The following is a 21485-nucleotide window of genomic DNA, read 5'->3' as shown; positions in this document are numbered from 1 at the left end:
GCACAAGCACCCGCCGACGGCGGTCCACACAACGGCGCCGAGGCGATCCCCCAGCCCCCTCACCCGAGGGACCCCAGAACCCCCTTCAACCGCCCCACAAACTCCGCACTGGTGCCCCGATCCCGCACAGCGACCCGCACCCAGTCCCGCCCCAGCCCCGGAAACGTGTCCCCCCGCCGTACAGCGAACCCGACCCCCCGCAACACCTCCCGCACCGCACCCGCCCGGTCCACCCGCACGAGCACGAACGGCCCCTCCGCAGGCCCGGCCACCTCCACCCCGAACCCGGCCAGCCCCTCCAACAGCCCCACCAGATACGCCCGGTCCGCGGCAACAGCCCGAGCCGCCTCCTCCGCCTCGGCGACCCCCCGCCCGGACACACACGCCCGCGCAGCGACCAGCGCGGGGGAGGACACCGGCCACAACGGCTGCGCCCGCTCAAGCGCCGCGATGATCCCCGGCTCGGCGAGCACGTACCCCACCCGGAGCCCCGCGAGCCCCCACGTCTTCGTCAGACTCCGCAACACCACGAGCCCCGGCACATCGACCCGCCCGGCCAGGGCTTCCCGCTCACCCGGCACCGCGTCCATGAACGCCTCGTCGACCACGAGCACCCGCCCCGGCCGCGCGATCCGGACGATCTCCTCGGCGGGATGCAGAACCGACGTCGGGTTCGTCGGATTGCCCACGACGACGAGATCCGCCTCCTCGGGCACGAGCGCCGCGTCGAGCCGGAACCCGTCGGACTCCGGCAGCAGAACCCGCCCCACGGAGTGCCCCGCGTCGGCGAGCGCCGCCTCCGGCTCCGTGAACTGCGGGTGGACGACAACGGGCCGCCGCACCCCGAGCGCCCGCGCGAGCAGCACGAACGCCTCCGCGGCCCCGGCCGTGAGCAGCACCCGCTCCGGAGGCACCCCGTGCCGGGCGGCGACCGCCGCGCGGGCCGCGCGCCCGTCCGGGTACGCCGCGAGCCCCTCCAGGGAAGCGGCGATGTGCTCCCGCAGCCACGCGGGCGGCGTCCCGGTGCGGACGTTCACGGCGAGGTCGACCAGCTTCTCGCCGTCGTCCCGCACCTCGGCGTCCCCGTGATGCCGCAGATCGGGCCCGCTCTCCTCGCCCGCCGGTACGGGGGAGGCCCCGAGCCGCACCTCCACGTCAGGACGCGCACCGCCCCACCCCTGGGCCTCCGCCCAGAACGCGCCCGGGTCGACATCCCCGTACGGCTGCACGACGATCCGTCGCGCCCCGAGCGCGGCGCACCGGTCGAGCCCGGAGGCCACATCCGGCACGGCACCCGAGACGAACGCCGTCTCGACCCCGGCGAAGCCGCCGTCCTCCCACAACAGCCGTGCGGCGGCGCTGAGTTCGGCGTTGACGACGGGGTCGGAGGAGCCGCGCCCCACGAGCAGGACCACCACGTCGTCCCGCCCGGACGGGAAGCGGTCGGCGCACTGCGCCAGGGCGGCGAGCAGGGCCGGGGGAGGGGTGAGCACGGATCGGACTCCTAGTGACGGGGGACCAGAGGGACGAAGGGGCGGCCGGGACCGAGGGCGGCCACCGCGCAGGTCACCCGCCCGCGGGAGACCCGCTTCGGCACGACCAGCTCCCCCCGGGACGCGGCCAGCGCCGCCGCCTCCGCGACCGAGGGCGTACCGGCGACCGCGTCCACCCGGTCCGACGGATGCGGCACCAAAACGTCGGCCAGGAGCTCGGCCGCGTACGACAACAGCGGCACCCCGAGCCTCGACGCCGCCGCCACGAGCCCAGGCTCCCGGCCCTTCGCCTCGACGGTCGCGAGGGCGGCGACGCCGTCAGGACCGGCACCGGCCTCGTCGAGGACGGCCCGGACGAGCCCGAGAACCTCCTCGGCGGAGACCCCGGCACGCGCGCCGACCCCGACCACGACGTGCGCCGGGGGTACCGGATGGGTTAGCAAAGGCGCATGGCGGTGTTCGTGGCGCTCGGCGCCTTTGTGATGACCCTGGTCGGCGGCTGGACCGCGAGGAGGGTCACCGACCGGCGTCATCTGGTGCTCGGACTCGCGGGCGGCCTCATGCTCGGGGTCGTCGGCCTCGACCTGCTTCCGGAGGCGCTCGACGCGGCCGACGGGCCGGTCTTCGGGGTGCCCGCCGCGCTGCTGCTCTTCGTCGCCGGGTTCCTCGCCGCGCACGTCCTCGAACACCTCCTCGCCCAGCGCCAGGCCGCCCACGGCGCGGGCGGGCACGAGGGCGGCCGGGCCCCCGAGGTGGGCCTCACGGCGGCCGGGGCGATGGTCGGGCACAGCATGATGGACGGCATCGCGATCGGCGCCGCGTTCCAGGTCGGCGGCGGCATGGGCGTCGCCGTGGCCCTCGCGGTGATCGCCCACGACTTCGCCGACGGCTTCAACACATACACGATCACGCGCCTGTACGGGAACGCCCGCCGCAAGGCGACGATCATGCTCCTGGCCGACGCGGCGGCGCCCGTCGTCGGTGCCGCCTCCACGCTCCTGTTCACCATTCCGGAGCAACTGCTCGGCGGCTATCTCGGCTTCTTCGGCGGCGTCCTGCTCTACCTGGCCGCCGCCGAGATCCTGCCCGAGGCCCACCACGACCACCCGGCCCGTTCCACCCTGCTGTGCACGGTCGCGGGCGCGGCGTTCATCTGGCTCGTCGTGGGCGTCGCGGGCTGAGGTCATGGCGCGGCGCACCGGTCCACGAGACGCCGGGCGATGTCCGGCAGCGCCGCCCAGTGCGTGTGCAGATAACTGGCGTGCACACCCTGCTGTACGAAGCCCTCGACGCGCGGCTCCGGGAGCCGCATGCCCCACGCCGGGGACGGGCCCGCGCCCGGTTCGAGGACGGTCCGGTGGAACTCGTGGCCGCGCAGCCGCGTCCCCGCCGGGGCAAGCACGCTGTCGGAGACGGCGACCGCGTCCCGGTAGCCGAGCGTCAGCCGCTTCGTCATCCGGGCGTCGGCGTCCAGTACCCCGCACATCTCCTGGCCGTCGAGGGATCTGGCCAGGTACAGGAGGCCCGCGCACTCCGCGACGACGGGGGCGCCCGTGCGGGCCAGCTCCGCTACGGCCTTGCGGAGCTGGTTGTTCGCCGAGAGTTCGGGGGCGTACACCTCGGGGAAGCCACCGCCTATGACGATCGCGGCGGTGCCCTCCGGAAGATGTTCGTCGTTCAGGGGGTCGAACGTTTCCACCTGGGCGCCTGCCGCCGCGAGCAGTTCCGTGTGCTCCGCGTACGAGAAGGTGAAGGCTGCGCCTCCTGCTACTGCCACGATCGGTTTCGTCGGCGGGTGCGGCGGCGTCGTGGCTGGTCGCGCCCCGCGGCGGAGCCGCTGATCGGCACAGTCCCGCGCCCCTGAGCGAGCTGGACTCCACGCCTCCTCGGACAGGGGCGGGGCCGTCTTCGCCAGCGTCAGCAGGCCCTCCAGATCGCAGCCCTCGCGGACCATTGCCGCCGCCGCCCGTACCGACTCCACCGCGCCCGCGCTCCGCTCCGCCACCGGGACCAGGCCCAAGTGGCGGGAGGGCGTCTCCACTTGCGGGGCGCGGCGCAGAGCCCCGTACACCGGGACGCCGACCTCCTCCAACGCCTCGCGGAGCAGCTGTTCGTGGCGGTCCGAGCCGACCTTGTTGAGGATGATGCCCGCGAGGCGGACCTCAGGGTCGAAGGAGGCGAAGCCGTGCACGAGCGCCGCCACCGAGCGGGACTGCGACGACGCGTCGACGACCAGCACGACCGGCGCCTTGAGCAGCTTGGCGACGTGCGCGGTCGAGGCGAGTTCGCCCTGCCCGGAGACTCCGTCGAAGAGGCCCATCACGCCTTCGACCACGGCCAGGTCGCAGCCTTGCGCGCCGTGCGCGAACAGCGGGCCGACGAGGTCGGGGCCGCACATGTACGCGTCCAGGTTGCGGCCCGGACGGCCGGTCGCGAGGGCGTGGTAGCCCGGGTCGATGTAGTCGGGACCGACCTTGTGCGGCGACACGGCGAGGCCGCGCTCGGCGAACGCGGCCATCAGGCCCGTGGCCACGGTCGTCTTGCCGGACCCGGACGCGGGCGCGGCGACGACCAGGCGGGGTACGGCGGATGCGGACGTCACCACTCGATGCCCCGCTGGCCCTTCTGGCCCGTGTCCATCGGGTGCTTCACCTTCGACATGTCGGTCACGAGGTCGGCGAACTCGACCAGCTTCTCCGGCGCGTTGCGGCCCGTGATGACGACGTGCTGCGTACCGGGCCGGTCCCGCAGCACCTCCACCACTTCCTCCACGTCGATCCAGCCCCAGTGCAGCGGGTAGGCGAACTCGTCGAGCACGTACAGCTTGTACGTCTCGGCGGCCAGGTCGCGCTTGACCTGCTCCCAGCCCTCGCGGGCCTTCTCCTCGTTGTCGGCCTGGTCGTCGCGCTGGACCCAGGACCAGCCCTCGCCCATCTTGTGCCAGTCGACGGTGCCGCCCTCGCCGGAGGCGCCGAGCACCTTGAGCGCGTTCTCCTCGCCGACCTTCCACTTCGCCGACTTGACGAACTGGAACACCCCGATCGGCCAGCCCTGGTTCCAGGCGCGCAGGGCGAGCCCGAAGGCGGCCGTCGACTTCCCCTTGCCGACGCCCGTGTGCACGAACACCAGCGGACGGTTGCGGCGCTGCCGCGTCGTCAGTCCGTCGTCCGGTACGACACTCGGCTGTCCCTGTGGCATCAGGCGGCCCTCCTGCGGGTCTGGTTCGTTGTCCGTCGCTGTCCCTGTACGTCCTTGACGAGCCCGGCGATGGCGTCCGCGCGCAGCTCGTCAAGGGTGACGGCGGTGCCGCCCAGCTCACCCGCGAGCTGCGCGGCGAGCCCGAGCCGGACCATGCCCGACTCGCAGTCGACGACCACGGACGCGATGCCCTCGGCGGCGTGCAGCCCGGCCGCCCGGCCCGCCAGCTTCACCGGCTCGGGCCCGCCCGTGGCCCGCCCGTCGGTGACGACGACCATCAGCGGGCGGCGCGCCGGGTCCCGCAGCCGCTCCACGCGCAGCACCTCGTGCGCCGTGAGCAGCCCGGCGGCCAGCGGCGTACGCCCACCGGTAGGCAGCGTCTCCAGACGCGCGGCGGCCGTGTCCACGCTCGACGTCGGAGGCAGCGCCACCTCGGCGCCGGTCCCGCGGAACGTCACGAGCCCGACCTTGTCGCGCCGCTGGTAGGCGTCGAGGAGGAGGGAGAGGACGGCGCCCTTCACGGCGCCCATCCGCTGCCGCGCGGCCATCGACCCCGAGGCGTCCACGACGAAGAGGACCAGGTTCCCCTCGCGGCCCTCGCGCGTCGCCTGCCGCAGGTCGTCGCGGCGCACGACGAGCCCGGGGCCCGACCGCCCGCGCGCCCGCTGGTGCGGCGCCGCCGCGTGCACGGTGGCGGCCAGGTGCAGCTTGGTCAGGGCGCCCCGGGGCCGGACGGCACCCGTCGTGCGCCCGTGCTCGGTCCGCGCCCGGGACCGGCGCCCGGCGGCGCCCTCACCCAAGCCTGGGACGCTCAGCATCTTCGTACGGAAGGGTTCGCCGGGGGAGACGGGGCGCTGCTCCTGCGCCGCCTGGCCGGGTGCGGGGGGCGCCGCCGGTGTCTCGGGGGCTTCCTGCGGGCCGGACTCCGCCTGCGGGCGGGGGGCGTCCTGCTCGGTGGGGGCGTCCTGCTCGGGCCCGTTCTGCGGCGGCATCCCACTGCCGCCGTCAGGCCCCCCGTCGGGCCCGCCCTCGGGGCCGCCGTCATCGGGGCCCTGGTCGTCCGGCCCCTCGGGCTCCGGGTCGTCGTCCGGGCCGAACTCGTCCAGCGTCTCGTCGAGCTTGTCCTCGTCGAGGCCGGGCGCGTCGAACGGGTTGCGGCGGCGCCGGTGCGGCAGCGCGAGCAGCGCGGCCTGCCGCACGTCCTCGGCGAGCACATCGGTGCGCCCCGCCCACGCGGCGAGCGCGGTCGCGGTCCTGGCCATGACGATGTCGGCCCGCATGCCGTCGACCTCGAAGGCGGCGCAGGTCGCGGCGATCCGGGTCAAGGCGCCATCTCCCAGGCGCACTTGGGGCAGCAGGGCCCGCGCGGCGGCGATCCGCTCACGCACCTCCGCCTCCTCGCCGGCGAAGCGCGCGGCGAACCTGTCGGGGTCGTCGTCGTACGCGAGGCGGCGCTTGACGACCTCGACGCGCTGTTCCGGTTCGCGGGACGCGGCGACCTCGACGGTGAGCCCGAACCGGTCGAGCAGCTGCGGCCGCAGCTCGCCCTCCTCGGGGTTCATCGTCCCGACGAGGAGGAAACGCGCGGCGTGCCGTACGGAGACGCCCTCGCGCTCCACGTACGAGGCGCCCATCGCGGCGGCGTCGAGCAGCAGGTCGACCAGGTGGTCGTGGAGGAGGTTGACCTCGTCGACGTAGAGGATGCCGCGGTGCGCGTCCGCGAGGAGGCCCGGTTCGAAGGCCTTGACGCCCTCGGCGAGCGCCCGCTCGATGTCGAGCGCGCCGACGAGCCGGTCCTCGGAGGCGCCGACGGGCAGCTCGACCATCCGCGCGGCCCGCCGCACGCCGGGCCCGACCTCGTGCGGCCCGTCCGGGCACTGCGGGTCGGGCGCCCCCGGCGCGCAGGAGAACCGGCACCCGGGAACGACGTCCACGTCGGGCAGCAGCGCGGAGAGGGCGCGTACGGCGGTGGACTTGGCGGTCCCCTTCTCCCCGCGCACGAGCACCCCGCCGACGGCGGGCGAGACGGCGTTGAGCAGAAGAGCGAGCCGTAGATCGTCCTGCCCGACGAGCGCGGTGAACGGATACGGATGGGCCATCAGCGATCAACCTCCGGTGAACAAGAACTGCCTAGGGGCGCGGGGAACGGCGCGCCAAGCCCAAACGCACCCGCACGTGCGAACGAACGCATGGGGGTCCGGGGGCGCAGCCCCCGGGGACGGGACGGGAAGGGGCGACGGGGGCGACTCACAAGACCCCCGCTCACGACGGCGCTCCGGGCGGAACGAACGGCAGCCCCTTCGGCGCGCCCCCCTCGATCAACCGCCACAACGCATCCGTGTCCGCGGCCCGCTCGATCAGATCCCCCAGCCGATCGAGCTGCTCCTCCCGCAACGCGGCGAACGACGTGTCGGCCGCAGGCACGAACCCCCGCCCGGCCGCATCGGCGACAGCCCGCAGAAACGCCCGCCGGAACCCGTCCGACTCCAGAGACCCGTGCCAGTGCGTCCCCCACACGGCCCCCACCCGACACCCGTCCAGGAACGGGTCCCCGCCGAGGACATCGGCGACGCCGTGATGGATCTCGTACCCCTCGACGTGCTCGCCGAGCGCCTCACCCACCGGCCGCGCAAGCGTCTTCTCGCGCGCGAACCGCACCCGTACGGGAAGCAGCCCGAGCCCGTCCACGACACCGGCCCGGGACTCGACCTCGTCCTCGATGCGCTCCCCGAGGAGCTGGAACCCGCCGCAGATGCCGAGTACGGGGCGCCCCTCGGCGGCCCGCCGGGCGAGCGCGTCCGCGAGCCCGCGCTCCCGCAGCCACTCCAGTGCTCGGACCGTGCCCCGCGTCCCGGGCACGACCACCAGATCGGCGTCGACCAGCTCCTCCGCGCGGTCCACGAAGCGGACCACGACGCCCGGCTCGGCGGCCAGCGCGTCGACGTCCGTGAAGTTCGACATCAGCGGCACCGCGCACACGGCGACCCGCAGCACGTCGGCGCCGACCGGCGGCGCCACGACGGACTCGCGCACCGCGCCCCGCATCGACACCCGGAGGCCGTCCTCCTCGTCGATGCCGAGCCCGTGCTGATAGGGGAGGACCCCGTAAGTCGCGCGTCCCGTCAGGGACTTGAGCATGTCCAGACCCGGTTCGAGCAGGCTGACGTCGCCCCGGAACTTGTTCACCAGATATCCGGCGAGCAGCTCCTGGTCCTCCGGCGCGAGCAGCGCCGTCGTGCCGAAGAAGGAGGCGAAGACACCGCCGCGGTCGATGTCGCCGACGACGAGCACGGGCAGCCGGGCCGCCCGCGCGATGCCCATGTTCACGATGTCGGTACGGCGCAGGTTGATCTCGGCGGGGGAGCCGGCGCCTTCACAGATCACAGCGTCATGACTGCCCCGCAACTCCTCCAGGCACCCCACGACGGTGTCGAGCAGCGCGCCCTGCCGGGCCCCGTGGTAGCCGCGCGCACTCATCTCGCCGACGGGCTTGCCCATGAGCACGACCTGGCTGCTGCGATCGCTGCCGGGCTTGAGCAGCACCGGGTTCATCAGCGCGGTCGGCTCGACGCGGGCGGCCTGCGCCTGCATGGCCTGCGCCCGGCCGATCTCGGCGCCCTCGCGCGTCACGAACGAGTTGAGGGACATGTTCTGCCCCTTGAACGGCGCGACCTTCACGCCCTGCCGTACGAGCCACCGGCAGATCCCCGCCGTGACCACGCTCTTGCCCGCGTCGGAGGTCGTGCCCGCGACGAGCAGCCCGCCCCTTGTCATCGACCTGCTCAGGGCCCCGCTCATCGCAGCGCACCCGCCTTCGCCGCTCGCCGCCGTGCCCACAGCAACCGCCCGCCCACGCACACTCCCCAGGCCATCCAGCTCACTCGCCGCGACAGTCGCGCGGCCCGTTCGACGTCCCCGACCCGCACCGGGCGCCCGGCGGCGTTCAGGACGGGCCGGTGCTCGACCCTGCCCCCGTACGCGAGCGTCCCGCCGAGCCGCACCCCGAGCGTGCCCGCGAAGGCCGCCTCGACGACGCCCGCGTTCGGGCTGGGATGGCGCCCCGCGTCGGCGCGCCAGGCGCGGGCGGCCTCGCGCGGACGCCCGCCGGCGAGCACGGCGAGCGCGCCGGTCAGCCGGGCCCCCGGCCATCCGGCGACGTCGTCGAGGCGGGCGGAGGCCCACCCGAACCGCCGGTACCTGGCGGACTTGTGCCCGACCATGGCGTCGAGCGTGTTCACGGCGCGGAAGGCGAGCAGCCCCGGCACTCCGCCGACGGCCCCCCAGACCAGCGCGCCCACGACGGCGTCGGAGGTGTTCTCGGCGACGGACTCGACGACCCCGCGCGCGATCCCGTCCGCGTCGAGCCCCTCCGGATCCCGCCCGCACAGGCGCGGCAGCAGCTCCCGGGCCAGCTCCACGTCCCCGGCATCGAGGGCGCTCCCGACCCCCCGGGCCTCCCGCCCGAGCGAGGTGCCGCCGACGACGGCCCAGGTGGCGGCGGCGGTCAGCGCGACAGAGGCGGCGGGGTGGGTACGTACGGTCCGCGCGGCGAGCGCTCCCAGCGCGGCGGCGCCCCCGGCACAGACCACGGTGTGCGCGGCGCCCCACCCGCGGTGGTCCCGCCACAGCACCCGTTCCACGGCGCCCGCGGCCCGGCCGAAACCGGCGACGGGGTGCCCCCGGCGCGGATCACCGAACAACTGGTCGGCTACGAGTCCGGCTGCGGCCCCGTACGCGAACACGCGCCCGGCCCGCACCGTGCCGCGCGGGGCGAACATGGTGGTAGTTGTCCTCACTCAGGGTGTCCACGCCCTGGTTCGACGAGACCGGCAGCAGAGAGTTCCTGGCTCGCCCCCGAAAACAGAGGGCTCACAGTGGCGGGACCGCGCCGGATTCGCACCGGCTTCCTCGGACTGCTGCCGAATATGGCCCGGGAAGTCCACCACGCAGCGCGAAGGCACGTCAACTTGCTGTTGACCAGGAGGAGCGCAGTGTGGGGAGACCCACAGGACATGGCGAAGGGTGGGGGCGGGACGCAGTGCGTCCCGCCCCCACCCTTCGGACGAGGTGTCAGGCCACGATCAGGTAGATCCCGTACGCCACGGCCGCCGCGCACAGCGCGAAGCACACGTACGCGCCCGAGGTGACCGCCGTCGCCGAGGCACCGCTCCGCCCCGCCGCCTCGCGCTTGGAGAGGCCGACGATGCCGAGGGTGAACAGGCCCACCAGGGCCACGGTGGTCACGAGGCTGACGCCGAAGACGGAGGCGAGGGCCGCCCAGTCGATGTTCATGGCTGTCGTTCCCTTACAGCGTGGCGCCGGCGGGGCGCGCGGGGTCGGCCGCGGCCGGGGCCGTGGCGGGGGAGGGGATCGCGGGGATCGTGGACTTCAGGTCGACCGAGGCGCCGATGTCGGCGGTGGCGGCGACCGGCGGCGGGGAGACCGCGGCGATGGCTGTGGTTATGACTCCGGCCGGCTCCTCCACGGCGCCCGGCGTGTCCGGGGTGACGCTCGTGTGGTCGACGGTCTCGCGGCGGGACAGCTTCCAGATGACCGCGGAGCCGCCGACGAGGAGGGCCGCGGTGAGGCCGACGCCCCAGGGCCCCTGCTTCGTCAGGAACTCGGCGCCCGCGCCCACCAGGCCGGCGGCCGGCAGGGTCAGGCCCCACGCCACGAACATCCGGGTCGCGGTCGACCAGCGGACGACACCGCCCTTGCGGCCGAGGCCCGCGCCCATCACGGCGCCCGAGCAGACCTGGGTGGTGGAGAGGGAGAAGCCGATGTGCGAGGAGGCGAGGATCGCGGTCGCGGCGCTGGTCTGGGCGGCGAAGCCCTGCTGCGGCGCGAGCTCGGTCAGGCCCTTGCCCATGGTGCGGATGATCCGCCAGCCGCCCAGGTAGGTGCCCATGGCGATGGCCAGACCGGCCGAGACGATGACCCACAGCGGCGGGTTGGCGCCCGGCGCGAGGACGCCGCCGGTGATCAGGGCGAGGGTGATGATGCCCATCGTCTTCTGCGCGTCGTTGGTGCCGTGGGCGAGGGAGACGAGCCCCGCGGAGGCGATCTGCCCGGCGCGGTACCCCTTCGAGGTGGCGCGCTCGTCGGTGTGCTTGCTGATGCGGTAGGTCAGGCGCGTGGCGAACGTCGCGGCGAGACCGGCGACGATCGGCGCGGCGACCGCGGGCAGCAGCACCTTGGTGACGACGGTCCCGCCGTTCACCGAGGACCAGCCCATCGACATGACCGCGGCGCCGATGAGGCCGCCGAACAGCGCGTGCGAGGAGCTGGAGGGCAGTCCGACCAGCCAGGTCACGAGGTTCCAGAGGATGGCGCCGACGAGCGCCGCGAAAATGACCTCTGTCTTGAGGCCGTCCTCGTTGATGATGCCGCCGGAGATGGTCTTGGCGACCTCCACGGAGAGGAACGCTCCGACGAGGTTCAGCACGGCGGACATGGCCACCGCCGTCTTCGGCTTGAGGGCGCCTGTCGAGATGGTCGTCGCCATCGCGTTGGCCGTGTCGTGGAAACCGTTGGTGAAATCAAAGACCAGCGCGGTAACGATCACGATCGCCAGGAGCAGCGTGATGTGTTCCATTTACCCAGGCTTCGGTTGGACGTCAGTGGCAAGCCGAACGTAAGTAAGCAGGGTGAACGGAAGATGAACTGGGCGGGGCGTCATGGTGACCCGATCCGGAGTGATCTCACCCTGCTTGGCGCGGCGCGGTGTGCGCGGTTCCGGATCGGCCCCCGGAAAGGCCCGGAATCCCGGGTTCCGGAGGCCTCGGCCGCTGTCCCGTCACCCCTTGGCGAAACGCCGCAACTGGGTCATCGACCCGTTGAAGAGATTCTGGTCACCCGGCAGCCTGCCGCCGTTGTCGTACTGCCAGAACGTGTAGAAGGACCAGCCGGCCGGCAGCGTTCCCGCGCTCCTGCTGTAGTGCGCGAGCCAGAGGGGGTGCTTGGCGGCGAAGGCGCGGCTGTTGCCGGTGCACAGCTTCCACCAGCGCGCATTGGTGTAGATCACCGGATACCGGCCCGTCCTGCGCCGGGTCTCGGCGCTGAAGGACTTGATCCACGACACCATCTTCGTCTTGCTCATGCCGTAGCACTTGGCCTTGGAGTACGGGTTGTACTCGATGTCGAGCGCGGGCGGCAGCGTCCACCCGTCCCGCGACCAGCCGCCGCCGTTGCGCACGAAGTACGAGGCCTGCGCCTTGCCGGACGATCTGTTCGGCAGGGCGAAGTGGTAGGCGCCCCGGATGATGCCCGCGCTGCGGGCGCCGTTGTACTGCTGGGTGAAGTAGGGGTTCTTGTAGGAGGTCGACTCGGTCGCCTTGACGTAGACGAACCGGGACCCCTTGCTCTTCGCCTTCGCCCAGTTCACCTTCTTCTGGTGCGAGGACACGTCGTGTCCTCTCGGCTTGCCCGCCGCCTGCGCGGGCAGCTCGGCGAGCGTGGCCGCCCCCAGCGCGAGAGCGGCCACCGAGGTCGCCACGGCGAGGCGGGCGCGGCGGCGGGACGGTCGGTGGTCACGAGCCATGGTTCCCCCGTGTCTGCTCGGCACAGCCCGCGTCGGCGTCTGTGGTCGTTTTGTACCCATATGCGACTTAGGATGCCTGACAGGATGCTCCGCATGACGCAACTCGAGCAGGCGTGGCAAGAATTGGTGGAGACGGCTCGCAGGACGGTGCGCGACGGCCTGGTCGTCGGCACCTCCGGCAACGTCTCCATACGGGTGGGGGACTCCGTCCTCGTCACCCCCAGCGGCGTGCCCTACGACCGGCTCGGCCCGGACGACCTCGTCGCCGTCGGACTCGACGGCGAGCGGCACACCGGCGCCCTCGCGCCCACCAGCGAGCTCCCGATGCACCTCGCCGTCTACCGGCACACGGACGCGCGCGCCGTCGTGCACACCCACGCCGTGCACGCCACCGCCGTCTCCACGCTCGTCACCGAGCTGCCCGCCATCCACTACATGACGGCGGCCCTCGGCGGCCGGGTCCGGGTCGCCCCCTACGCCACGTACGGCACGGACGAACTGGCCGACAACGTGCTCACCGCCCTGACCGGCCGCACCGGCTGCCTCCTGCGCAACCACGGCACCCTCACCTACGGGGACACGCTCGCCGCCGCCTACGACCGCACCGCGCAGCTGGAGTGGATGTGCCGCCTCTGGCTCACCGCCCACTCCGTCCCCGGCCGCGCCCCCTCGCTCCTGTCCGACGCGCAGCTCCGGGAGGCGGGGGAGCGGCTGAGCGGGTACGGGCAGCCCTGACGAACCGGCCGCGCGCTGGGGGTGACAAATGCCGACACGTCAAGACAAGGGGGCGGGCCGCGTCACCCCGACCCCCCACCCCACTGGCCCGCGCGCGTCCGGACGCGGACACTGGACGGGTGCGTATCGCCAGAGCGACGGCCGCTGCCGTCACCGCCGCCCTCGGGGCCTCCGCAGCCGCGATCGCCGCCGGCCGGCTGGCCAGCGACGCCGCGCTCAAGGCGCCCGCGGGCCGTCCGCTGCCCACCGAACCCCGGCTCACCGTCCACACGACCGCGGCCGGGCACATCACCCTGACCCGCGACCTGGCGTCCCTGCGCCCCGGCACGTACGGGCTGGCCGGTGACGACTGGCACGCGGTCGTCGGGCCCGTGATCGAGTCGGCGGCGCACCCCGCGGACACCGTCGTACGCCGCCTGGAGCGCGTCACCCACGGCGCGCCCGAACCCGGCGCGAAGGCCTGGCTCACGCCGCAGGTGCACACCGGCGACCCCAAGACCGCGCTCGGCCTCGACCACGCCGACGTCGACGTGCCCGGCGAACTCGGCACGCTGCCCGCCTGGTTCCTGCCCGGCGTCCGCGAGACCTGGGTCATCACCGTGCACGGGCTCGGCACCACCCGCGCCCACGCCATGAACCTCATGGGGTTCCTGCGCCACCAGCAGTTCCCGGTGCTCGCCCCCGCCCACCGCGGCGACCCCGGCGCACCCCTCTCCCCGGACGGCCTGAACCACTTCGGCACGACGGAGTGGCGCGACCTGGACGCCGCGATCCGCTTCGCCGTGCGCAACGGCGCCCGCGACGTCATCCTCCACGGCTGGTCCACCGGCGCCGCCATGGCCCTGCGCGCCGCCACGTACTCCGCGCTGCGCGACCGCGTCAGCGGCCTTGTCCTCGACTCCCCGGTGCTCAGCTGGGAGGCGACCGTGCGCGCCCTGGCCCGCGCCCGGCACACCCCGTCCGCGCTCCTGCCGCTCGCGGTCCGCGCCGCGCAGGGCCGCACCGGGCTGACCGGCGACCGGTTCGGCGAGGTGGCCGTGCCGGGCACGCTCGCCGTCCCCACGCTCCTCGTGCACGGCCCCGACGACGAGGTGGCGCCCTGGGAGCTGTCCCGCCGCCTCGCCGACCGCCGCCCCGACCTCGTCACCCTCCACACGGTCGACGACGCCCCGCACAACGCGATGTGGAACGCCGACCCGAAGGCGTACGAGGAGACGCTGCGGCGCTTCCTCACCCCCCTGATGTGAGGCGCGGGCGGCGCACCGTCCGGACGCTGCGAATGGCGACGCGAACTCCGAACACGGGCTCCCGTTTGGGAATTCGCGGGGTCACCCTGGACACTGCTCCAGTGACGTCCCGTACCCCGCGCGACTCCAGGCTCCGACTCGTCAGCCCGCGCCACCGGCCCCTCGCCGCAGCAGCCCCACGCGCTGCGGTCCGAAGGCCCGCGCCGCGCCCCCCGGAGGGCACCCCGCCCCCCGCCGAACTCGCCCGCGCCGCCCGGCAGGGCCTGGCCGCCGCCGTGCGCGTGGCGCGCTGGGCGGACACCACGCTGAGCCCCGGCAACGGCACGGGGGCGCGCGACGGCAAGGGCACGCTCGCGGACGCCACCGCGCGCCGCGCGGCCGGCGATCTGGGGCTCACCGTCGCGCAGGTCCGCGCCGACTGGGACACCGCGCGCCTCGCAGGGCTCGTCGAGGTCCACGGCGACGTCGCCCGGCCCGGCTGGCGGCTGCGCGTCTGGGACCGCGACGACACCGCCGTGCTGCGCGGCTGGGTCGCCCTCTTCGACGCCTGGTCCCTGGTCCACCCGGCACCGGACACCTTGGAACCGGCCGCGGTCGCCGAAGTGGTCGAAGCCGTCCCGCAGTTGCTCTCGTTCTGCCAGCTGATGGCGGGCCCGGTGCCGTCGGCGCAACTCCTCGACCTCCTCGACCAGCGCGTCGCCGAACTGCGCACCGAACGCTGCGAGATCCCCTACGGCCCGCAGCCCGAACCGGTGCCGCCGCAGGACACCCCGCTCCTCCCGCTCCTCGACTGGGCCCTCGCGGGCCTCACCGCCGTCGGCGCCCTCACCTGCGCCGACGGGCACGCGACCCTGACGCCGCTGGGCAGTTGGGCGGTCTGGGTCAAGCTGGAGCAGATCTGCGTCGCCGCCCAGTCCCCGGCCGGGAACATCGAGGTCTCCGCCGAGGACATGCTGCGCGGCTGCGCCCGCCTGCGGCCCAACGCGGCACGTGCCGAGTACCGCGCCTGGCTCGCCGCCCGCGACATCGGCACCGCTGTCACCGAGCTCCTCGCGGCGGCCCGCGGCGAGGACGCCCTCCTGCGCGGCCTGGCCTTCGAGGCGCTCCGTGTCGTCGGGGCCCCCGCCGAGCCGGAGGTACGCCGCTGCGCGGAGGAGCCCGGCCTGCGCGCCTACGCCCTGCTCTGGCTCGCCGAGTACGAGGGCGCCGACCCCGAGGACGTCCACACGGTCCTCACCCGCGAGGAGGCCACCTGGCTCTGGGTCGACACGGCTGCGGCCGTCGCCGACCACGGCGAGGCGCCGCTGCTCGTCCGCCACCTGGAGTCCGCGGTCCAGCCCACGATCCCGGCCCTCCTCGACGAGATCCGCGCCGTCGACCACCCCCGCACGGTCCAGGTCCTGGTGGCCCTGGCAGCCGCCCACCCGGACCCGGCCCTGGCGAAGGCGGTCCGCAGGGCGGCGTTCCAGGTCCACACCGGCGGCGCATAACCGTTCCACCCGACCCCCCAAGCGCCCGAACGGGCGACACGGCGCCCCCACCCCGGCCCCGCTGCTTGGCCCCCGCCCCGCGCCCCTGCACTCTGCGCCCTATTCACGACGAACAGCGGCACAAGGGGTACGGGGATGGCGGTGGGCCCGCTGACGGTGGGGACGACGGGTGCGCGGGGCGCGACGGGCGAGGCGGGCGGCGGCCCGGGGACACGGACACAGACGGACGGGGCCGGGGCACCGCCCCGGGAGCCGTTCCCTGGGAGCGGCGCGGCCCCCACACGTTCCGCCCCCCGTCGCCCCTGGAAGGCCCCGCTCCTGGCCCTGGCCGGCCTGCTTCTCGTCGTCGGTGCCCAGCACGTCCGCCCCGCGCCCTACGGGGACCACCTCACCCGGTACGGGTCCGCCGGCGGTGGCGGCGTTCAGCTGCGGGTGGGTGGCGGCGCCGTCGAGGCGTACGGCGAGGGCGGTGCCCCGCGCTGGCGGTACGGGCGGGAGGGGCAGCGGCCGGTCGTCGTGCGGCGGATCGCCGGGGAGGCGCTCGTGGTGTGGAGCGACGGCATGGTCACCGACACCGACGGCGCCGGGGGCGTGCGCTGGCACCGGGCACTGCCGGGCGCCGCCGCCTGGCTGCGGACGCCGGGCGCCCGCCAGGGGCGAGGCGTGCTGCAGCCGCTCGGCGCGGACGCCCGCATGCTCGCCGTCGTCACCCCGCACCGCGTCACCGCGTACCGCATGGCCGACGGCGACCTGCGCTGGGTGCTGCCCGCGCGCGTGGGCTGCCTCTTCGCACCGGCCACGGCGGTCCGGCGCGGCGGCGCGCTGCTCATCGCCCAGCCCTGCGCGGACCCCGCCGTGGCCTGGAGCGAGCGGATCGTGGCCCTCGACGGCCTGGGCAGGATCGCCCCGGGACGGACGCCCCTGGGCAACGACCTGCCGGGCGGCCCGCACGCGGACGCCCGGGCAAATCCGCTTGCATCACCCCGTTAAACTGGCTCGTATGACGTTTCTTCTCTGGGTGGTTTAGCGGCGCCGACCGGCCCTCACCCTGGCCCTCGTACTGTCAACCAGCCGTGAACCCTGTCCTGGAGCACCCCCGTGATCACCGCATCCGGTATCGAACTGCGCGCCGGCGCCCGCATCCTCATCGAGAACGCCTCGTTCCGTGTCGCCAAGGGCGACCGCATCGGCCTGGTCGGCCGCAATGGCGCGGGCAAGACCACCCTGACCAAGTGCCTCGCCGGTGAGGGCATCCCGGCGGGCGGCACCATCTCGCGCTCGGGCGAGGTCGGCTATCTGCCGCAGGACCCGCGCACCGGCGACCTCGACGTCCTGGCCCGCGACCGCATCCTCTCCGCCCGCGGCCTCGACGTCCTGATGCGCAAGATGCGCGAGAACGAGCAGCGCATCGCCAACGGCTCGGGCGCCACCCAGGCCAAGGCGCTCAAGCAGTACGAGCGCCAGGAGACGGAGTTCCTCACCAAGGGCGGGTACGCCGCCGAGGCCGAGGCCGCCACGATCGCCGCCGCGCTGAACCTCCCGGACCGGGTCCTCGGCCAGCCGCTGCACACGCTCTCCGGCGGTCAGCGCCGCCGTATCGAGCTGGCCCGCATCCTCTTCTCGGACGCGGACACCCTGCTCCTGGACGAGCCGACCAACCACCTCGACGCCGACTCCATCGTCTGGCTGCGGGACTACCTGAAGACGTACAGCGGCGGCTTCATCGTGATCTCCCACGACGTCGAACTGGTCGAGACGGTCGTCAACAAGGTCTTCTACCTGGACGCGAACCGCTCCCGCATCGACGTCTACAACATGGGCTGGAAGCTCTACCAGCAGCAGCGCGAGGCCGACGAGAAGCGCCGCAAGCGCGAGCGCCAGAACGCCGAGAAGAAGGCGTCCGCGCTGAACGCGCAGGCCGACAAGATGCGCGCCAAGGCGACCAAGACCGTCGCCGCGCAGAACATGGCCAAGCGCGCCGACAAGCTCCTTGCGGGCCTGGAGGAGGTGCGCCGCGCCGACAAGGTCGCGAAGCTGCGCTTCCCCGAGCCCTCGCCCTGCGGCAAGACGCCGCTGATGGCCGAGGGCCTGTCGAAGTCGTACGGCTCGCTGGAGATCTTCACCGACGTCGACCTGGCCATCGACAAGGGGTCCAGGGTCGTCATCCTCGGCCTCAACGGCGCGGGCAAGACCACCCTGCTCCGCCTCCTCGGCGGCGCGGAGAAGCCCGACACCGGCCGGGTCGTCGAGGGCCACGGCCTCAAGCTGGGCTATTACGCGCAGGAGCACGAGACCCTCGACCCCGAGCGCAGCGTCCTGGAGAACATGCGCTCCGCCGCGCCCGACCTCGACCTGGTCGAGGTCCGCAAGGTGCTCGGCTCGTTCCTCTTCTCCGGCGACGACGTCGACAAGCCGGCCGGGGTCCTCTCCGGCGGCGAGAAGACCCGTCTGGCGCTCGCGACCCTGGTCGTCTCGTCGGCGAACGTCCTGCTCCTCGACGAGCCCACGAACAACCTCGACCCGGCGAGCCGCGAGGAGATCCTCGGCGCGCTGCGCACGTACAAGGGCGCGGTCGTCCTGGTCACGCACGACGAGGGCGCCGTGGACGCGCTGCAGCCCGAGCGCATCATCCTGCTCCCGGACGGTGTCGAGGACCTGTGGGGCCAGGGGTACGCGGACCTCGTCGCCCTCGCGTGACCCCGAGCGGGCCCCGCGGGAGCGTCAGCGCCGCTTGATCGAATGGCTGATCCCCTGAGTATGGATCATTCGGCCGATCCGTGATCCATCATCTGAGTGAGATCGCCTCGTACTGCGGTGTGTCATACACGGATTTCGCCGCCCATCGAGCCGCACAGCCCTTGTCCCGCGGGCCCGCCGCTGACCTGCCGGTTCTCCAGAAAAGGCGGTAGGGGGCAGCAAAAAAGGCATCCGGAATTCCCTGTTCCGGTCGCGTGGATCGCCTTCCGAACAGGAATTGTGCGGCCACGGACCTTGCCGAATGGGTGGCCAGGAAGGCCGCAAGGGGTGATCATGGGAATTCCAGAGCGCACTTCCCATGAGGAGGCACGGGTGGCCGAGACTCTGAAGAAGGGCAGCCGGGTGACCGGCGCCGCGCGCGACAAGCTCGCGGCAGACCTGAAGAGAAAGTACGACTCCGGTGCGAGCATCCGGGCGCTGGCCGAGGAGACCGGCCGCTCGTATGGCTTCGTGCACCGGATGCTGAGCGAGTCCGGGGTCACGCTGCGAGGTCGCGGCGGGGCCACACGAGGCAAGAAGGCCGCGGCGAACTGACGCGTCCGACCTGCTCTCACGGCCTGGCAACGGGTCCGTTCGGCTCACTGGTTCCTTCGGTGACCACCCGGTCGGTCGACTGACCGGCCGGGTGGTTACTGTGCAGTCACTTATGACCGCGCAGACTCGGAGGCCCCGATGACTCAGCCCGCACCGCTCCTCGACAAGGACGGCGTCCGGCTCACCGTCGACGACGCGATCGCCACGGTGACCCTGAGCAACCCGGACAAGCGCAACGCCCAGAGTCCCGCGCTGTGGCGGGCGTTGACCGAGGCCGGGCGCTCGCTGCCGGGCTCCGTGCGCGTCGTCGTGGTGCGCGGCGAGGGCAAGTCCTTCTCCGCGGGCCTGGACCGCAAGGCGTTCACGCCCGAGGGGTTCGACGGCGAGCCGTCCTTCATCGACATGGCGCGCGGCGGTGAGGAGTACCTCGACGCCACGATCGCCGAGTACCAGTCCGCCTTCACCTGGCTGCGCCGCAGCGACCTGCTGTCCGTCGCCGCCGTGCAGGGGCACGCGATCGGCGCCGGGTTCCAGCTCGCGCTCTCCTGCGATCTGCGCGTCGTCGCCGACGACGTGCAGTTCTCCATGCGCGAGACCAGCCTCGGCCTCGTCCCCGACCTCACGGGCACGCACCCGCTGGTCGGCCTCGTCGGGTACGGGCGCGCCCTGGAGATCTGTGTCACCGGCCGCTACGTGCATGCCGACGAGGCGGTCGCCGCGGGCCTGGCCAACGTCGCCGTGCCCGGCGACCAGCTGACCGCCGCCACCGACGACCTGGTCGCCGCCCTCCTCGCCGCCCCGCGCGACGCCGTCATCGAGACCAAGGCCCTCCTCCAGGGCGCGGCCGGCCGCACCCTGGACGAGCAGCGCACGGCCGAACGGGCCGCGCAGGGCCGCCGCCTCCGCGACCTGGCGGGTCTCGGCGACTGACACGGCGTCACGGATCAGGGCCGCTGGACCGCCGTCACGAGCACCGCGACCGTCGGTGCGTCCGGCAGCGCCGTCGTCACCGCCCGCCGGACCTGACGGGCCACGTCCAGGGCGCGGGCCCGCGCCGACACGGCCAGCTCCACCCGGACGTGCCGGCGCGGCAGCGCCCCCGCGCTCTCCACCTCCTCGATGTGGACCGGGCGGCTCATCCCGCTCAGGGCACCCGTCAGCGCGGCCACGCCCGGCACGGACCGCGCCGCCTGGGCCGCGCGCGCCTCGTCCCCGGACAGCGGGCGCGGCTCCGACGGCTCGTCAGGGGCCGGCGCCGGTGCGGCGGGCGCCTCGGCACCGGCCGTCAGCAACTCCGTGACCTGAAGGTCCACCGCCTCGACCACCAGGCCGAGTTCGTCACCCGCGACCCGCGCGAGCGTCATCCGCAGCCGCGTCGTGACCACCGGCAACGGCTCGTCGGCCGCCGCCGCGCAGTCCGCCACGATCCGCAGCGGCCCCGGCGGCAGCGCACCCGGCGGGGCCGGCACCGCGGCCTCGTACGTGGCGTCCGGGTCGGCCTGCTCCAGCCGCAGCGAACCCAGGCGCACCCCGCGCAACGGGCCCACCGCCAGGCGCAGTACGTCCCGTGCCGCGGACTCCGCGATCCACGCCCCGTCGCCCGGCCCGCCCAAAGGTACGAGCCTGCCGATTCCGAGTTGGTGCTGTACCGCGCGTGCCCATCGTTCTACCGTCATTCCCCCAGGCTGCCCCATCCCGGGCGCGGAGCGGGGTAACCGCACTTAATGTGGGCAAAAGAAGGCACACTCCACCGAGATCACACCTCAAAGAAGAAGAGGGGACGCCTCGATGAGCGAGACCACGCACCAGCAGCCGGGCGGAGCGACGCAGGCCGGCGCCGCGCGGACGAACGTGACCAAGCGGGGCGGCGGCGACCCGGGCAGCCGGGGCAAGACCACCATCGCGGACGGTGTCGTCGAGAAGATCGCCGGTCTCGCGGCGCGTGACGTGGACGGCGTCCACGCGATGGGCAGCGGCCTCTCCCGCACCTTCGGCGCCGTGCGCGACCGGGTGCCGGGCGGCGGCAAGTCCGTGACGCGCGGCGTCAAGGCCGAGGTCGGCGAGGTGCAGACGGCCCTCGATCTGGAGATCGTCGTCGAGTACGGCGTGTCGATCGCGGACACCGCGCGCGCCGTGCGGGAGAACGTCGTCGTGGCCGTGGAGCGGATGACCGGGCTCGAGGTCGTCGAGGTGAACATCGCCGTCAGCGACGTGAAGCTGCCGGACGAGGAGGACGACGAGCCGGAGTCGAAGCTCCAGTGAGACCCGCACCCGCCCGCGACACAGGCAAGAGGAGCGCAGGATGAATCTGGCCGTGGTCGGCATGATCGCCGGCATGGCCCTCGCATTCGCCGGATACTTCGGTGGTTTCGGGGCCTTTCTGCTGGTGGCGGCGCTCGGCGCCATCGGCTTCGTCGCCGGGCGGTTCCTCGAGGGGGACATGCAGCCCGGCGATCTCTTCCGCACGCGCGGCGACCGGCGGAGGTGACCC

The 21485-nt window shown here is 73.7% G+C and carries 21 protein-coding genes, 1 pseudogene and 1 riboswitch; of the genes and pseudogenes, 10 read left to right on the top strand and 12 right to left on the bottom strand.

The annotated features are described in order from the left end of the window. Nucleotides 1-59: 59 nt before the first annotated feature. The 3 genes and pseudogenes from cobC to N5I75_RS07750 all read right to left on the bottom strand — a co-directional run bounded on the left by cobC (nt 60) and on the right by N5I75_RS07750 (nt 1936). Nucleotides 60-1148 carry an Rv2231c family pyridoxal phosphate-dependent protein CobC gene (cobC, locus tag N5I75_RS07760; RefSeq protein WP_476676960.1) on the bottom strand — a complete coding sequence of 363 codons (1089 nt, stop codon included), beginning with the start codon at nt 1146-1148 and terminating at the stop codon, nt 60-62. 81 nt (nt 1149-1229) lie between these two features. Continuing rightward, nucleotides 1230-1403: pseudogene (locus N5I75_RS07755) on the bottom strand (CbiX/SirB N-terminal domain-containing protein); the annotation flags it as partial. Nucleotides 1404-1504: 101 nt separating this feature from the next. Continuing rightward, entirely contained in the window at nt 1505-1936 is a 432-nt protein-coding gene (locus N5I75_RS07750; RefSeq protein ID WP_476675657.1) for a cobalamin biosynthesis protein, read from the bottom strand. A gap of 6 nt (nt 1937-1942) precedes the next feature. Between N5I75_RS07750 and N5I75_RS07745 the strand changes: the two genes are divergently transcribed. Continuing rightward, nucleotides 1943-2674: a ZIP family metal transporter gene (locus tag N5I75_RS07745; RefSeq protein WP_476675655.1), complete on the top strand. Its 732-nt coding sequence runs from the start codon at nt 1943-1945 to the stop codon at nt 2672-2674. Nucleotides 2675-2676: 2 nt separating this feature from the next. Here N5I75_RS07745 and N5I75_RS07740 read toward each other — a convergent pair whose 3' ends face one another. From N5I75_RS07740 to N5I75_RS07705, 8 genes are all read right to left on the bottom strand, one after another. Next, a complete protein-coding gene (locus tag N5I75_RS07740) occupies nt 2677-4098 on the bottom strand; it encodes a cobyrinate a,c-diamide synthase (RefSeq protein WP_476675653.1) in 1422 nt (473 codons plus the stop codon). Beyond that, nucleotides 4092-4691, bottom strand: a complete 600-nt coding sequence (gene cobO / locus N5I75_RS07735; protein ID WP_476675652.1) for a cob(I)yrinic acid a,c-diamide adenosyltransferase — start codon at nt 4689-4691, stop codon at nt 4092-4094. The genes N5I75_RS07740 and cobO overlap by 7 nt, the downstream gene beginning before the upstream one ends. Then, nucleotides 4691-6790, bottom strand: a complete 2100-nt coding sequence (locus N5I75_RS07730) for a putative cobaltochelatase (protein ID WP_476675650.1) — start codon at nt 6788-6790, stop codon at nt 4691-4693. The genes cobO and N5I75_RS07730 overlap by 1 nt, the downstream gene beginning before the upstream one ends. Nucleotides 6791-6953: 163 nt before the next feature. After that, a complete protein-coding gene (locus tag N5I75_RS07725) occupies nt 6954-8465 on the bottom strand; it encodes a cobyric acid synthase (RefSeq protein ID WP_476676959.1) in 1512 nt (503 codons plus the stop codon). Between the two features lie 20 nt (nt 8466-8485). Beyond that, complete coding sequence (locus N5I75_RS07720; protein WP_476676957.1) at nt 8486-9448, bottom strand: cobalamin biosynthesis protein; 963 nt, start codon at nt 9446-9448, stop codon at nt 8486-8488. Nucleotides 9449-9508: 60 nt separating this feature from the next. Beyond that, nucleotides 9509-9624: riboswitch (cobalamin riboswitch) on the bottom strand. A gap of 137 nt (nt 9625-9761) precedes the next feature. Then, nucleotides 9762-9983, bottom strand: coding sequence for a hypothetical protein (locus tag N5I75_RS07715; protein WP_476675648.1), 222 nt, complete (start codon nt 9981-9983; stop codon nt 9762-9764). A gap of 13 nt (nt 9984-9996) precedes the next feature. After that, nucleotides 9997-11286 carry an inorganic phosphate transporter gene (locus tag N5I75_RS07710; RefSeq protein ID WP_476675646.1) on the bottom strand — a complete coding sequence of 430 codons (1290 nt, stop codon included), beginning with the start codon at nt 11284-11286 and terminating at the stop codon, nt 9997-9999. A 201-nt stretch (nt 11287-11487) separates the two neighbouring features. Further along, the gene (locus N5I75_RS07705; protein WP_476675644.1) at nt 11488-12231 is read right to left on the bottom strand and encodes a lysozyme; all 744 of its coding nucleotides are present in this window, start codon (nt 12229-12231) and stop codon (nt 11488-11490) included. Between the two features lie 93 nt (nt 12232-12324). Between N5I75_RS07705 and N5I75_RS07700 the strand changes: the two genes are divergently transcribed. The 7 genes from N5I75_RS07700 to N5I75_RS07670 all read left to right on the top strand — a co-directional run bounded on the left by N5I75_RS07700 (nt 12325) and on the right by N5I75_RS07670 (nt 19924). Beyond that, a complete protein-coding gene (locus tag N5I75_RS07700; protein ID WP_476675642.1) occupies nt 12325-12966 on the top strand; it encodes a class II aldolase/adducin family protein in 642 nt (213 codons plus the stop codon). Nucleotides 12967-13085: 119 nt separating this feature from the next. Further along, the gene (locus N5I75_RS07695) at nt 13086-14213 is read left to right on the top strand and encodes an alpha/beta hydrolase (RefSeq protein WP_476675640.1); all 1128 of its coding nucleotides are present in this window, start codon (nt 13086-13088) and stop codon (nt 14211-14213) included. Between the two features lie 101 nt (nt 14214-14314). Then, a complete protein-coding gene (locus tag N5I75_RS07690; protein ID WP_476675638.1) occupies nt 14315-15703 on the top strand; it encodes a hypothetical protein in 1389 nt (462 codons plus the stop codon). 135 nt (nt 15704-15838) lie between these two features. Continuing rightward, on the top strand, nt 15839-16693 hold the full coding sequence (locus N5I75_RS07685) for a hypothetical protein (protein ID WP_476675636.1): 855 nt from the start codon (nt 15839-15841) through the stop codon (nt 16691-16693). A gap of 108 nt (nt 16694-16801) precedes the next feature. Continuing rightward, nucleotides 16802-18400, top strand: a complete 1599-nt coding sequence (locus N5I75_RS07680; RefSeq protein WP_476675634.1) for an ABC-F family ATP-binding cassette domain-containing protein — start codon at nt 16802-16804, stop codon at nt 18398-18400. 372 nt (nt 18401-18772) lie between these two features. After that, on the top strand, nt 18773-18994 hold the full coding sequence (locus N5I75_RS07675; protein ID WP_361068014.1) for a helix-turn-helix domain-containing protein: 222 nt from the start codon (nt 18773-18775) through the stop codon (nt 18992-18994). Between the two features lie 138 nt (nt 18995-19132). Next, nucleotides 19133-19924, top strand: a complete 792-nt coding sequence (locus N5I75_RS07670) for an enoyl-CoA hydratase/isomerase family protein (protein WP_476675632.1) — start codon at nt 19133-19135, stop codon at nt 19922-19924. Nucleotides 19925-19938: 14 nt separating this feature from the next. On the opposite strand, the gene N5I75_RS07665 is transcribed toward N5I75_RS07670, so the two are convergent. Beyond that, nucleotides 19939-20670, bottom strand: coding sequence for a nucleopolyhedrovirus P10 family protein (locus N5I75_RS07665; protein WP_476675630.1), 732 nt, complete (start codon nt 20668-20670; stop codon nt 19939-19941). A gap of 112 nt (nt 20671-20782) precedes the next feature. Between N5I75_RS07665 and N5I75_RS07660 the strand changes: the two genes are divergently transcribed. Beyond that, complete coding sequence (locus N5I75_RS07660) at nt 20783-21256, top strand: Asp23/Gls24 family envelope stress response protein (RefSeq protein WP_476675628.1); 474 nt, start codon at nt 20783-20785, stop codon at nt 21254-21256. A gap of 40 nt (nt 21257-21296) precedes the next feature. Further along, nucleotides 21297-21482, top strand: coding sequence for a hypothetical protein (locus N5I75_RS07655; protein ID WP_476675626.1), 186 nt, complete (start codon nt 21297-21299; stop codon nt 21480-21482). The last annotated feature ends 3 nt before the right edge of the window (nt 21483-21485 follow it).

The organism is Streptomyces sp. R818 (assembly GCF_056172735.1).
Note: the sequence above shows the minus strand (reverse complement) of the source record. Positions and strands in the feature narration are given on the sequence as shown.